The organism is Bartonella taylorii (assembly GCF_023920105.1).
Taxonomy (GTDB): Bacteria; Pseudomonadota; Alphaproteobacteria; order Rhizobiales; family Rhizobiaceae; genus Bartonella; species Bartonella taylorii.
Genome location: NZ_CP083693.1, coordinates 74142 through 89362, shown reverse-complemented (window position 1 = coordinate 89362; position 15221 = coordinate 74142). Strand labels below are relative to the sequence as shown.

At 42.0% G+C, this 15221-nt stretch carries 10 protein-coding genes; 1 reads left to right on the top strand and 9 read right to left on the bottom strand.

All coding sequences use genetic code 11. The annotated features are described in order from the left end of the window. Positions 1–138 precede the first annotated feature (138 nt). The 8 genes from LBE40_RS00405 to clpB all read right to left on the bottom strand — a co-directional run bounded on the left by LBE40_RS00405 (position 139) and on the right by clpB (position 12272). Complete coding sequence (locus LBE40_RS00405) at positions 139–1602, bottom strand: hypothetical protein (RefSeq protein WP_004857538.1); 1464 nt, start codon at positions 1600–1602, stop codon at positions 139–141. 248 nt (positions 1603–1850) lie between these two features. After that, positions 1851–2546, bottom strand: coding sequence for a phage adaptor protein (locus tag LBE40_RS00400; RefSeq protein WP_004857541.1), 696 nt, complete (start codon positions 2544–2546; stop codon positions 1851–1853). Between the two features lie 146 nt (positions 2547–2692). Further along, positions 2693–3811 (bottom strand): N4-gp56 family major capsid protein, encoded by a 1119-nt coding sequence (locus LBE40_RS00395; RefSeq protein WP_004857543.1) that lies wholly within the window; start codon positions 3809–3811, stop codon positions 2693–2695. 319 nt (positions 3812–4130) lie between these two features. Next, positions 4131–4964 carry a hypothetical protein gene (locus LBE40_RS00390; protein WP_004857545.1) on the bottom strand — a complete coding sequence of 278 codons (834 nt, stop codon included), beginning with the start codon at positions 4962–4964 and terminating at the stop codon, positions 4131–4133. Positions 4965–5025: 61 nt separating this feature from the next. After that, positions 5026–6867 carry a portal protein gene (locus tag LBE40_RS00385; RefSeq protein WP_004857547.1) on the bottom strand — a complete coding sequence of 614 codons (1842 nt, stop codon included), beginning with the start codon at positions 6865–6867 and terminating at the stop codon, positions 5026–5028. After that, positions 6867–8216, bottom strand: coding sequence for a PBSX family phage terminase large subunit (locus LBE40_RS00380; RefSeq protein ID WP_004857550.1), 1350 nt, complete (start codon positions 8214–8216; stop codon positions 6867–6869). Before LBE40_RS00380 ends, LBE40_RS00385 begins: the two co-directional genes overlap by 1 nt. Positions 8217–8459: 243 nt before the next feature. Continuing rightward, a complete protein-coding gene (locus LBE40_RS00375) occupies positions 8460–8792 on the bottom strand; it encodes a hypothetical protein (RefSeq protein WP_004857552.1) in 333 nt (110 codons plus the stop codon). An 870-nt stretch (positions 8793–9662) separates the two neighbouring features. After that, a complete protein-coding gene (gene clpB / locus LBE40_RS00370) occupies positions 9663–12272 on the bottom strand; it encodes an ATP-dependent chaperone ClpB (protein ID WP_004857554.1) in 2610 nt (869 codons plus the stop codon). Positions 12273–12704: 432 nt separating this feature from the next. Here clpB and LBE40_RS00365 point away from each other — a divergent pair, with 432 nt between their 5' ends. After that, positions 12705–13724 carry a DUF3472 domain-containing protein gene (locus tag LBE40_RS00365; RefSeq protein ID WP_004857556.1) on the top strand — a complete coding sequence of 340 codons (1020 nt, stop codon included), beginning with the start codon at positions 12705–12707 and terminating at the stop codon, positions 13722–13724. 1173 nt (positions 13725–14897) lie between these two features. Here the strand turns inward: LBE40_RS00365 and yacG are convergent. Beyond that, positions 14898–15203, bottom strand: a complete 306-nt coding sequence (gene yacG, locus LBE40_RS00360; protein ID WP_004857560.1) for a DNA gyrase inhibitor YacG — start codon at positions 15201–15203, stop codon at positions 14898–14900. Between the last annotated feature and the right edge of the window lie 18 nt (positions 15204–15221).

Genomic DNA, 15221 nt, shown 5'->3' with positions numbered 1-15221 from the left:
CTCTTTCAGCTTTCTCTTACAAAGAAAACTCTATGACCAATGATAAAGCATGCAACCCTATTGCTCTTTTATGCAAAAAACGCATCGCTTTTTAAGAAGAAGCAGACCACCACACTGCGCCTAGTATAAGAGACATACTTAACGCATGCCGGCCGACCTCAATTCCACATCGAAGCCCGTCACATGAGACCAATTCACGCCCTCAGGGATGCGCAATTTCAAGCGATAAAACCGTGCCCTTGCGCGACAATGAATTTGCCCAGTATTATGAGAAGGTTGTTTTTCCGGCAACCAAACAGTTTTTTCTTCGAGGGATTGACGAAAGCGCATCCCCACAGACAAATAAAACTCTCCACTATTCACTTGAGGCATAATACTTTTCACGCGGGTTATGACGCCATTTGTCTGCCCCATTTCTTGTGAAGTCACCACACAATCCATAGGGGGACCAGAAAACGAGCCAAGTCTTCCCTGATGATCAAATGCACCGAGAATAGGAGATTCATTTCTCCAAGCTTTACTATCAAGAGAAAAGGACAAATCATCAATGTTCTGAGTAATCCGATCAAGGGCTTCTAAAGTAATTCCGGCTAAGAAGATAGGCAAAATCATATTGATACCCACAACCGCTTTTGTCCATTTTTGCAATCCCCAATCATAAATAAGCAAAATGCGTTTTTGAGAACTCTCATCGGTATCAACCATCCAATAAACGCGATTATACACTCCATCAATCGCGGCAGACAAAGTGTACAGATTATTCTGATGGGATTTTGCCGTCATGGTTCGATCCACTTTTTCGAAACCAATTGGGATAATCTGTCCCTCATTGGTCATCTGATAAAATCCACCCTCATCAGCAAAGAAGGCAAGATCACCACGACAAACGATAGATTCAGCGTTTTTTGCACCGCGTTTATCGTGGATTTTTTGGAAACTAAAAATAATCTTAGAACCAGGGATAAAAGATCCGGCATAGATTGCAGAACGCATAAAGATAATTGGATTTGTCGTTTCCGTTGCACCTTGCACGAAACCACCATCAGGAAAATCTTGATAATCGCAACTTTTTTTACCAACAGTCCAACATTCGGCATCGTTCAAACCCGACCAATGAACACGTCGCGGATATTCTGTCAACTTCATCAAGCAGACGAAATCACCCCACACACGAACGATACCCGCTTGCGGTGGATTTCCCCCTAAATTTCTAAATCTTTTGTCATGATTAATATCGATCACTTGTGGCTTATCATTGGCATTAACAGCAATGACATAATCCCCAAACAAAGCGAAAGACCATGGGGCATCAACATTAGCGAGATAATGTTTTCCCGTTTTGCTAATATCTTTCCAGCGCATTGTTGTATTGTCGAGCAAGTAAATTTTTTCTTCTGTACCAACAATAATAGACACACCATTTTTTGTTTTAACAGCAACAGCCCCTAAAATGCGATCAGGACAAGGCTCTGACAAAGGTTTAAAGCTTGGCATAGGGATATAAGACCCATCAGCCGGCAACACATTGATAAGCTCATCGGTAAAGATGCCATTGATGTCAGCAACATCAGGCCGATAATCAGCAATTGGGAAAAAAGCCATTGAGAACCCCATTGAAAGAATATTTGCAGAGTCTTATCCGTGCGATATTTCAAAATACTTCAAACCGCAAAGACTTGTTTTGTTTTAACCAAAAGAGCCCCTCAAAATGGACAAGGCTCTATAACAAAGACGTAAAGTTCAGATTATAGGGAGCAAATGAAAGCACATTAATGCATAAATCACCTAAGATGCTATAAATGCTGTGCACCGACCTAACCACCAACCACTAATAATTGAGAAAAAGCCCTTTAAAATCTCATTGGAAGAATAGTTGAAGAAGCTTTTCGGCGTGATGTTTCAAATCGCAAAACTTGCAATTGTTCTTGAAAGTCTCGAAAAGAGACAGCGGCATATTCAGGATCTTTTAGGATATTTTTATAGAGCTCATATTTTGCACGCGCTTTAATAAGATCAAATGCATGGATCAACCAAGGATCATCATCCTCTCTCACCTGTTCATCCCCAAAACGAACAGGAACATAAAAAAGGCGTACGGTCTCAACTTGTTGAGGTGTTGGAAAGAGTCCTATTCTTTGATCAAAAAAAGTATAAAAGAGAGGCGTCCCTTGTAAAGGCGGCAATCCATATTGTTGTTGCAATACCTCAACAGATTTAAAAAGCAATTGTCTTTGTGTTGGTGCACGTGTTCCTAAAAGGACGCACGCCAAAGCCTTTTCTGATTCAAGAAAAATTCCCTCTTCTTGCCCATACCATGTCTTTCCACTTTGCGTTTTAAACATCACCTCTCTTTTTTCATTAAAGAAGAAGGGTTCCCGTTCACACAAACGCAAAGCAGCCAAAATAGAATCTTGAATTTGAACGGAATATTCAGCTGTTGTATCATCAATTTCGTCTTGAATGAGCGCGACCATATGCGCAAAAGTTTTAGAATGATCCAAATGTGTGAAATCAAGATCATTGTGATCAAGAGAAGAAACGGTCATGAGCAGTCATAATCCTTTTGCATATGCAACATTGTAGGTGATGCGCTTTTTACCTATTCCCCCAACAAAATATTCTGCCATCCAGATAGAATATTCCCCATCCCAACAAAATATCCCATTGGGAGAAAAGCTTTTAAAAAGCGCCGTTAAGCTGGTGCTCCATAAGTTGGAATGACGATGGTTCCAAAATCCTGTGCACCCTGTGCGCTTCCTGGCAAATTGTAGCAGGTTTTTTTCATACCAATAATGGTTTTGGCCGCAACACCAAACTCACGCTCATAGTCGAACAGTTCTTCCACCAATTTATAGCGTGTAGCACCACGATCTTTTCCAAAAGCGATAACAGCACTTTGTGCTCCAAGCAGAACAGCTCGGCGAACATTAGGTACAGCCTTGTTTGTTGTGCCTGACTCAACACCTTCAGTAACATGTTCAGCTTCACGCAAAACAACCCCATTATACATGCCCAAAGACCCATCATAGAGCGGATTTTTGAGACGGCTTCCACTATAGATAGCCTTAGTAATGTCGAGCCACTGCCCCGCATCTGTATTGGTTCGCAACTGCGTCACTTGCGTTGGATGCAGATAAAGCACATAAACATTTTCCCCCTCAACACGCACTGGTCGAATTTTTGGATTTGCAAGCTTAGCACGTTCAACCGCTTTATCGATCAACTTGAGATCAAAAACATCACTTTCTTTCAAGTCTTCATCTTTTGTTTTTCCATTGGGGCGCACAATGCGTTTATCGGTTGGTGCGGTTGGCGCATTAAACCCGTAATGGACAGGTTTAAGTGTAATAGTGCGTCCTTCAAAATTAATGGCTTTTGCAGTATAGCCACAAACTTGAATAAAGAACATCATACTCAAGCGGTCCGCATACCAATCAACCAAGCCATTTTTAGCTTCAGTACGCAAATCGTGCAAGATGCGTTGCTGATCAATCGTGCCTTCATTTTTAACACGCACAGCATGGACAAGTTCATTAATTGCCAAGCGGTCATTGAGAAATTGGAGGGCTTCTTCATTGCCTTCCAACGCCTGTCCTTCACTCACTCCATCACCGAGCAGCTGTACACGCAAACCAAAGCTAATCGCGTCCCCACTTGCCTTATTGGTTTCATCTTTTAATTGTACAATACTGTTGGAGTCTTTTCCAATCAACGGAGCAATAGGAACTGCTTTTGAAACTTCTTGATTTAGTAATTTAGACCATGTGCGCACTGCCATTGGGTCATTGATTCCGATATAAGTTACGGCCATTTTATCCTCTTAAAATTATTGATATAAAAAAACCGGCAAAGTGCCGGTTGTTGACATTCCACATTTCTGGTTTTCAAATAGTGGATCAGTTGTTGCGTGTTTTGGATGATTTTTATTGATAATTTTTTCCTCCCCCTTTAAGAAATCTCCTCATAGCGCCCCTGCTCTGAGAGGTTTTTCTCTATACTCGCTTCAAAAAATTCCCTCACAACATCCACCCTTCAAGCGCTCACTATGCATACGCCTCAAGCTCCACACGAAATTCTTCAAGCCCCATGCTATCCAGCATCAAGACCTCCACCACCACGCGTTCTCGCTTTCAAGCTTCTCCGCCACCCATTAAGTGATTAAAAGCGGCTTTGTTTTTGGGCTCAGAAACCCAACTACTAAATTCTGTTTCTGACATTTTGTCGAGCATATCCAAAGAAATGGGTCCATTCGTAGCCAAACCATTATAAGCCGCAAGTGTACGAGCAGAATTTTGTCTTTCCTGCAAATTTTCACCAATGTTACCTGAAACACCAATGTTATTTGAAACCCCCGCGTTATTTGGAGTATTTGTATAGCCAATTTTTTGCGCAATGGTGTAGATCACCTCAGCCGGATTTTGATTTTTTTGCGCACAATCACGCACAATTTGCTTCAATTCATTGCCAATCACCACATCCACGACATTTGGATCTGCCATTTCGGGATAGAGCGAAGCGTAAGCAGCCAACTGCTTAGCCCGCATATCATAAATAAAATCAGCAGCTTGATCAAAATCATGATATTTTTGTTTCACGCCAACAACAGATTGCTGATAGAAACTATACAACTGTTCTGGTTCAGGACCCACAGCAGGCGGTTGTTCAGAGAGCAATGCCCCTTGTTTGTAGAGTGTTTTTCCCAACCATTGTATATAACCCATAAAATCCTTTTTCGGATCTGGAGGTGTATCACCCCCTAGCGCCTTTTGAACCTCTTGTGCACGCGCACTTTCTTGCAATGATTGCAGTTGTTGCTGTCCATTTTGGTGTTCTTGGAAATTTTCTTCCAAAATTTTTACTTTTTCTTCCCCCACCATTTCAGGCTCTTTTCCCTGATCAGTAGTAGAAAGAAAATCCTGCTTTAATTGATTTTGTTCTTCTGGTGTTAAATATTCTTGATCCATATCGATGGCCTTCTCTTTTCAAACAATAAGGTGATATTTTTTCAAATGAAGCAGTTTATCTTTACGCATTTTCCCTCTGAAAAATGGTCTGCAACAACTGCCCCACTCCAGCATTACCGCTAAACTCTCCTACAGTCTCACCACTGTCATACAATGGAGCACTTGGGTTCTCTGCGCTCTGCTTTTGTGCTTTGATGGCAATTTTATGGATAAGCGAAGCTGGCAAAGGCGAATAGTGTAAAAGATCAAGCATAATCTCTGGAGTTGCAAAATTTTGCATCAAAGGCAGCAATTGCATAATAATGGCAAAAGTCCGCTCTTTTTCATTAAGACTTGTTGGAGCATCATCGACCACAATATCATATTCCAAACTGGTGATCATTTCACGTGTGAGTGGAACATATTGCGCGTTTTCGTCCCCAGCAATACGCACCAATCGCCCATCAGAGAGATAATTTTGAATAAGATAGAGAATAATTTTTCCCTGTCGTTGCCGGTATCGACGCAAACCATCAAAGAAAGAAGCCAACAAATTGAGTGACGATTGGCGGCGTTGTTCTTCAAGAATTCCTGGTTGGTTCACCGCCCTTGTCCCAACGAATTCAGAAGACAAACCAGTGACTTGTTCAATAGCGCTTTTTGCTTCATTAAACAGCTGAAAGAAGCCCTGCGGGAATTGTGCAACGGGTTTAGGCTGGATTCTTCCACCCGAAACAGCTCCACTTTTAAGCCAAGTAATACTATCGGCCCTCGCCCAACTTTCCACAGCTTGTCGATCATCATCGAAAGCATCCCGTTCAGCCATAATTCCGCCTTTAGACTGACTATTAAGCAAGTGCATGACTTGACTAAAATATTTATTTGCCCAGCGTTGTGGATCTTTTGTTGGTTTCACAATACCATAAAATTGCCGGCTCAACTTATCAAAGGTACCGGTAATACATTCCCAACCCAATTGGTTAGGCGGGACCAAAGGCTTATCGGGTGCGTCGAGCAATTTTTTGCCCAAAAAGGCCCGTTTGACAATTTTCCTTGTCAACCTTGTTGCTTGGATTGCAGGAAAATCTCTACAAAAATTTTGCAAATCTCGTTCCGAATAATCGATAAACTTCCCACTTAAAGGATCAAGAACTCTATAAACAACCTCGCGTTCAAACCAACGACATTCAGCCAAAGTGACCATTTTAGGACGTTGATAACTACTCGCATCATCCCCATCACCATAAAAACTTTGCCTATCACCACTCCCCGTTTTAGGTAGAAACGTATATTGTTTAACCCAATCAGCATCAAGATCACTCCAATGGATATGGGGAAACATTTCTTGAGCAACGTCCAGTGGTTTTTCATCAATATACCATACACGCTGTGCATCAATCAGATTTGGTTTTACAGCACTTGCATCCCAGACCATTTTCATCGGGTCCAATCGTGCAATCACCGGTTTTCCCTGTGGATCTTCTTCATAGTCAAGGCGGGTATCTGTCCAGCCCATTCCGCAAATAATCGCATCTTGAAAAGCATCAGAATCTTCATACTCTCCATCAGCCTCATCACGAAACCATTCAGCCGCTCCAGTAAGGATTTGATTAGCAAAAGCCGCTCCCTCTTGGCGTGGAATAAATTGCACTTGTCGTTTATTATTGCGTTCTGTACCGATCACCGCATTGATCAAAGGGGCAATGCGGTTAAAGGTCATAACCGGTCTATTTTGTTCTTGCAACACGGCAAGATCTTGCGCATTCCATTGCCGCCCATTATAAAAATCGTAGTCCTCTTGGGCATTTTTGCGCCATTGCTCAACATGCGCAATATCATCGTGATACCAACCGACCAGTTTCTTAAAGAGCGCCTGATGTTCAAGCGTCTCTAAGGGATCAAAAGAGTCTGTAGAAATATTCATTAAAAAGCCATCCATGAAGTTTGAGAATGGTGAAACGAGCGATAAACATCTTTACGAGGACGAACATTGGGCTGTTCATAAGCCACACACATCAGCCCGAAACTATCGGCGCCATGGCTTGCCCAATCATGTTCAGCCCCTAATCCGATATTACGCTGTTCGTCACGCCTTTCGTGATACCAAGCAAGCGCTTTTCGGCCAGCATGTGTTGTCTCTCGATTAAACCATATGGCAGGAAACAATCGCCTAACAGCTTCGATGCGCATTTTAACGGCCCCCACACCTTGATTAGGAATCACCCTAGTTTGAAAACCAGCTTGTTGAAGAGCACTTTCAAAACTGACATTATAGACACGATCTTTGGTTGCGCCATCATGAGGCAAAACCATCAACGCCTTATCATACCCTCTCTGGAACACCCATCCAACATGTTCTGAGAGAGGCTGTCCTTGTGCTTCATAGTAATCGAGAACACGGATTTCCCGTCCAACAAATTGCGCTACCCACAAAGCGGTAGCATCAGCCTTTGCCCCTGTTCCTCCAATATCCCAAAAGATCTTGATCTGTATCAGCGGATCACGCGGAACAGTAGTAATACGCCCTTCGCGTGAAGCTTCAAGCAACGCTTTTTGATAATAAGCACCTTGAACAGATTGGAGATATTCCCCTTCCCAAATATGATTATACTGTTCAGGCCTTTGTTCTAAATCCGCTTTCCGATCACGGTTCAGTTTTTCAGGAAAGAGAGGATTATCGCGCCAATTGATTTCCACACCTTTGATATTGGGATCATTCACATTGCGGAAACGTTTTTCCACGGGAGCATTTTCATGGCAAGGGTTCCATGTCACCCACAATTCGGCATTCCAATCTTTTCCTTCTTCGCGCAAAGTTGGAATAAGTGTTTGCCAAGCGGTCTCCGTCACGGGTTCTGCCTCATCTACCCAACAGAGAAAAACGCGACCCATTGACTTAATACTTGCGATATTACGATCAAGCCCCGCAAAGACATAAATGATACGTCCATCTTTTGACCTAATATATTTATCACCAATTTCATAGTAGTCTTGGAGAAAAGGATAAGCTTCTATCGCCCGTTTAATTTCTTCCAACGAACTTTCATTGAGTGAATTTTGAAATTGTCGTGCACAGAGAATAATACCCCGTTCACCAGCCTTTCCATGCCGATATCCGATCACAGCAGACATCAAAGCAAAGGAACGCGTTTTTCCAGATCCCCGTCCTCCCCAAGCGGCACGCACATCAGCTTTTCCAGTAAAGACAGGAATAAGCTTTGGAATGAGCGCAATTTGCGCCGTTTCCTGAATGGTTGTCTGAACGGTTGTCATTGTAAGATTTTGTAAGTGTAATTGTGTAATTGAGAAATAAAGTTCGCTCTCACTTCATAGTTTTGCTTTCCATTCAAAGATGGTTAAAAAAACGTCCTCGATAATTGCTCAAGAGCACGCTTTCATTCATCTTCATCCTGAACTTTCCTGATCACACCCTCCATTCCTGCATGAAAAGGCGCATCACGCATACGCTCCTCAAACATTACACCCCAAAACCATACCCCTCAAACACTATAATCCTCAGGCATCACAATCTTTAGTCCCCTGCTCTCCAGACACCACGTCCGTTGCATTCACTGGTACAATCTCAATACGCGAGATTGTTTTTAAAGCACCTCCATCTTCTCCAGTAACTTGTAGAGGCAAAACTTTTGCAAGAAGTGAAAAAAAAGGCACAGGATTATTGAGTGCATGGTACTGAAGATAAGATACCAGCCCATCCTCACCATAATGATATCCAGCTTGTTCAGCCGCTGTAAGAAGAGCCTCATTGAACCGCCTTGTTGTTTTATTCAACGCACCTTTTGTCCGCCCTCTTCGACGTAAAGGAAGGCAACGTTCATCTGCCATCATCCTGTTCCTTCAAATAAAAAAAGCGGCAAGCACGACATAAAAAATGGCATGAAAACCAGCAACAAAATTTCAAGAGCAACCAACAACCTTTTGACCAGAAATCCAAAATGTTCCATAGGATGACTTAGGTAATCTTTGCGTGACAACGCATTTTGTATAATTCCTTGCCAGACAATTGAGTAAAAGTCTTTTTGTCTTTGTTATCACAAGCCCTCCCTCTCATAACCATTACTCTCTTTATCCTCTAAAGAAACACACAAATCTTCCCTTACACCTTCCAACAAAGGAGGCATAAAATAAAAGAGCAATAGAAAATAAAAAGGATTACAGTACTCTAGAGTAAACTATCTAATACAAAATAGCAGTATCATCCTTTGATAAAAAAACGAGAAAAAGCCTATACTCATGCCCTCCCCCTGCTTGATCCCCCAGCAAAGAGTTACTTACAATGCAAAAACCACGCAAAGATTATCAAAACCATCTCATTGGATATTTAACCATCTTCTCAGAGAAAATCTCTCTAGAATCTCTCACGTCTACTACACGAAAACATTACAACACAATCCCGGCACTGCCTCGATAAAATTTGACCCCGTCACATTCAAGGAACCATAAACCAATAACCGCTTATAACCACAAGCCTTTAACGAGAAAGCACAAAACCCCTCATTTGAAAATTATATGATCTAAAGAATGACAGACACTAGAAGTTTTACCAAACTAGACAGAGTCGTGTCTACAAAGAACTCATTATGTAATGATATCCCGCCCCGACATCATTTTCCCCACTTGACAAAATCGTAAAATTCCGATTGTGTCATTATGATACCCATTCAGATTTACCTTGTCAAGTTTTTTATGTTCTCATTGTCATTTTTTGTCAACATCATGGGCATAATTTTCCTTTTCAGATAAAAAAGTCAAATGATCACCTTCTTTTGCAATTGTCACGGTTGATTCATCGTGAATTTTTCCAAACAAGATGTTTTCTGCCATTGGGTCTTGAATTTCTTTTTGAATAATACGTTTGAGAGGACGCGCCCCATAGAGGGGATCATAGCCTTTATGGGCAAGGAATTGTCGGACTTCTGGTTCGATATGCAAGGTTATTTTGCGTTCATTGAGCAAATTTTGCAAATGTTGGATCTGAATATCAACAATAGCTTCCATATCCTTGCGTTGCAATCTTTGAAAAAGGATAATCTCATCAATACGATTAAGAAATTCAGGACGAAAAGCAGCTTTCACGACATTCATAACATCATTTTTTGCCTGATCAGTTGTTTGCCCTTCAGGTAACGCAGTTAAAAAATCAGCGCCAAGATTTGAAGTCATAATCAGCAAAGTGTTGCGAAAATCGACGGTTCGTCCTTGACTATCGGTTAAGCGCCCCTCATCCAACACTTGTAGCAAGAGATTAAAAATATCGGGATGGGCTTTTTCAATTTCATCAAACAAAATGACCTGATAAGGTCTTCTACGCACGGCTTCGGTAAGCACGCCGCCTTCTTCATAACCAACATATCCGGGCGGAGCTCCAATCAAGCGTGCACCGGCATGTTTTTCCATATATTCGGACATATCAATGCGCAACATTGCATTGGAATCTTGAAAGAGAAAAGCAGCAAGCGCTTTGGTTAATTCGGTTTTTCCCACACCGGTAGGACCGAGAAACATGAAGGAGCCGATAGGGCGATTGGGGTCTTGTAGCCCCGCACGCGCACGGCGTACAGCGCGGGAAACAGCTTGAACGGCTTCGCCCTGTCCCACCACACGTGTGCTAATTTCATCTTCCATACGCAAGAGTGCTTCTCGCTCTGCCTCAAGCATACGATCAACAGGAATACCAGTCCAGCGTGAAACGATACGCGCGACATGTTCAGCAGTAACAGTTTCTTCAACGAGATGATTTTGTTGATCATCATTTTCAGCAATACTCAATTGTTTTTCGAGCTCAGGAATGACACTATAAGCGAGCTCTCCAGCCCGTTGAAACTGCCCATCACGCTGTGCAATAGCCAAAGCATTACGTGCTTCTTCAAGTTGTTTTTTCAAATCGGCGGCATGCCCTAATTTTTGTTTTTCAGCCTGCCAAGCAGTTGTCATTTCCGCAGACTGTTGTTCCAATGTATTCAGTTCATCCTGCACGGCTTTGAGACGTTCTTTTGCCGTTGGCTCCACATCTGTTTTCAAAGCTTCCCGTTCAATTTTCAACTGGAGGATACGCCGATCAAGTGCATCAAGTTCTTCAGGCTTTGAATCGACTTGCATACGCAACCGCGCTGCCGCTTCATCTACCAAATCAATGGCTTTATCGGGCAAGAAACGATCAGTAATATAACGGTTAGACAAGCGCGCAGCAGCAATCAACGCGCTATCAGCGAGACGTACTTTGTGATGTTGTTCATATTTTTCTTTAATACCGCGCAAAATAGAGATTGTATCGTCAAGCGTTGGTTCAGGCACAAAAACGGGCTGGAAACGACGCGCAAGAGCGGCATCTTTTTCGACATATTTGCGATATTCATCCAAAGTCGTAGCCCCCACACAATGAAGTTCTCCGCGTGCAAGTGCTGGTTTTAACAAGTTAGAAGCATCCATAGGGCCATCGGATTTTCCAGCACCAACGAGATTATGCAATTCATCAATAAACAGAATGATCTGACCGTTTTCTGCTTGCACCTCAGCAAGTACAGCTTTGAGACGTTCTTCAAATTCCCCACGATATTTTGCGCCAGCGATAAGCGCTCCCATATCCAAAGCATAGAGTTGCTTATCGCGCAAAGTTTCGGGCACATCACCATTAACAATGCGTAGCGCCAACCCTTCAACGATAGCGGTTTTTCCAACTCCAGGTTCACCGATTAGAACAGGATTATTTTTGGTCCGCCGTGAGAGAACCTGAATAGTCCGGCGAATTTCTTCTTCGCGCCCAATAACAGGATCCAGTTTTCCTTCCCGTGCATCTTTTGTCAAATCGCGCGCATATTTTTGTAAAGCATCATATTGGCTCTCGGCATGGGGGCTTGTTGCTGTTTTTCCTTTACGCAGAGCATCAACAGCTTGATTAAGCGCTTGCGGGGTCAAACCACCCTTTGTTAAAATATCAGCTGTTTTTGCGGACTTTTCCATGATAAGCGCTTGTAATACACGCTCAACAGTAACAAACTGATCACCGGATTTTTTAGCAAGATCCTCGGCCATTGCGAAGACTTTAGCCAACGGCTGTGACATATAAAGTTGCCCATTTCCCCCTTGCACTTTTGGCAAAGCCTCAAGTGCTTGCTTGAGATCCTTTTGAATAAGAGACAGATCACCACCCGCTTTTTGGATCAGTGACGCTGCCAATCCTTGAGAATCCTCTAACAACACTTTGAGAAAATGCTCTGGCATAAACTGCTGATGATCAGAAGAAAGGGCATTATTTTGTGCTGATTGTAAAAAACCTTGCAACCGTTCGCTATATTTTTCCAAGTTCATTTTTTTCCCTTTCTTGCACCACCACCGCACTTTAACTCTCCAAGACACCCCCAAAAAAGAACCGCTCTTCACAAAACACTGTGAACGAGGCTGCATGAAGAATAGCCGTAGTGCTAAAGGGAATATGGGTCCTCACAAGCCCCATAGCAAGAGGGAGAGAAAAACGTAATGTCATTTTTCAACAAAGCTGCGGTTTTGTTATAAACGCCCCCCATCAAACGCCATCATCATCTCCTTCATCAAGACTCAATTCTTAAGAATTTTAACAACAGAAGAGTGCATGCAAACATATCTTTCTTTCTAAAAAAGTATTAATTTATGATATGTAGTTTAGCTAAAAATATTAATCATATTTTTACTTAACAAAATATTGAGTATATATTTTAATACATATAACCTTACACCGTATTTATTGAAAGAAAGGAGTTAAATATGTACTACAATATAAAAAAGATACTCTTAATTTTTTTATTGCTCCTCATAAGCAAACCAAGCTATGCTGTTTTTGCCGGTAAAGTTGTTACAATGCAACACGAATGGCCTGACAACATGTCATTCGATACATTTTCTTTCTTTCAGCAAATAACCCATGATGGTGGACCTCACTCCATTTATTTCTGGGGGAACCAATTTCAGTTCCGAAATGGAAAAAGCGGACATATTGGTTTATTCAACAGAGGTACCCGCACCATACACTTCTCTATCTGGAATGCGACGGGATGGAAAAGTGGTAAATGTAAACATTTTACTCATGAAGGCTCAGGAGTACGCTGTGAAATTGAATTTCCGTGGAAGGTTGGACGTCGATACAGATTAGATGTTTCCAAGAAGGGAAATCTGGTTACAGGAACAATAATTGACCTTATAGCTGGTAAAGCAACAAAAGTCGGTGTCATCGAAGTTCCAAACACATTTGGTAAACTGCATAAATCTTCGAGTTTTGTTGAAGACCATTCGCGTTGGAAGAGGCATCTTTCCTCCTGTTATGTGTTAAGTCCGCAAAGTTCCACCTTTTTCAGCCCTATAGCTGATTACAAATACCAAGCGTTCATAAATGCCTCTGCTGAAGGGCACTGTAAAGATCCTTACGTCGTGCAAATATTATGTAAATTCAGTACGTGCATGAATAGTATAAGTGACCTTGGGGGATTAGCCTCTCCCGATATTCGAGCGATCCCCATTGTCGACAGGAAAGACCTGTCTGCACAAGTTATTGCGGATAAATTAAAAAAAGAGGAGCTTATCGTCATCCATTTACAAGATGGTGCTTGGACACCCAATATCTTTTTCCCATCTCCTAGCTCATTTCAGTGGAAATCAATTTTTGTGGACAATCGAGCAGCCTTGAGTTCCTCAATTCACGACAATCACGGTACAAAAAAAATAACCTCAGGACAGCAAATTATGTATATGTCTGATGGGAAAATCTGGAAAATTATGCAAACAAACTAACTTTCTTCCTTACGAATACAAAATCCCTCACCCCGTTTGAAAACAAACAGGAGTGAGGGATAGATTTGTTTCATAACCACTGTCTTCCCACTTTCCTGACACCTTTTTTCGCCCCGATTGTTTTATGGATAAAATGACACCTTAACTTTGAAAAAGCCTCTGTTTTTAAGACTTCCAGCTTTTCTCCCCAACTTCAAACAGCCAATTTTTTCCCAGCTTCAAAGATCTACACCCTCCTCAATCCAAACACCTCATCCTCTAAGGCTTCAAATACTCGCCCTTTCACCTTGTTTTTAAAAACGCTCATCCTCCTCAACTGCAAAAGTCTTCGCCAAAAATCTTCACATATCCGTTCCCCTACCTCACTCTCAGCTCTACATGCCACTCTTTTGCACCCTCACCTAGAGCCCTCCCATCAAGCTTCCCCCCCCTCTTTCCACACCAAAAGACTCCCCTTTAACGTTTCAAATACTCTACCATCTTCTCTTCTTCATCATTTAATTTATAGCTCAGACTTGCCATAACTCCCTATCCCTCATTCGCGCAAACCTTATCATCCAATTTTCTCTCAGCTTCTCAATTCCCGTTTTTCTTGTATTCTAAACATTGAGATACCTCTTTAATCTCAAACTCTCAATTTTCCCTCAAAACCCCATACACAGTTTATCTCTACCTTCAAATACTCACTCAGACCTGCTCACGGCAAATATTCCGTTCTCGACGTACTTAAACAACCTTATCACCTTCTTTTCTTCTTCATCACTTTTTGCGGCCATAGCAAAATATAAGCACCCAATTCAAATCAAGTGCCCCATACTATCTCACCCTCCCTCAACATCAATGACTCAGACTTTTCCTCCATTCCAAAAACCTTAGAGTCTTTCAATGCTCAGCGTCCCTCAACATCAAACATCCAACTTTCCAAACTCCAACGCTCAAACGTGCAACTTTTTAATACTGAGTTCTCTCATACCAAATGCCAGCTGTTATCGATGGCTCCAAACGCCCCATTTATACCGCTTCCAATGCTCAACATCCCCTAAGCAAGCCTCAAATACACCATTTCTGGGCAACTTCAACGCTCAATTGGTTCTAAAACCTCAAACGCCCCACTCTCCCTGCTAATCTCAAACACGCAGTTCTCAACATTTTAAAACGTTATAGCGTTTTATTTTACTCTTCTTCATCGCTACTTTGTGGTGGTGGAGGTAAAATATAAGCGCCCGAAAGCCATCGATTGAGATCAATTGCACGGCACCGTGTTGAACAGAAAGGATAGGCATTTTGTTGTGCCATTTGACCACAAATTGGGCAAGGATGCGGAGGGCGAATTGGAGATTTCTCTGTTTGCGTTAAATCAGGCTCTTTTGGCATTTGGTGCATCTTTGTTTTTTGTTCGTGCACCTTGTTTAATTTCTTTGCTGTTTGTTTTTTTTCATTTTGCCTTTCTGCTTTTTGTTGCTTTTTATACTGTTCCATTGGCTTTACCTAAATTTA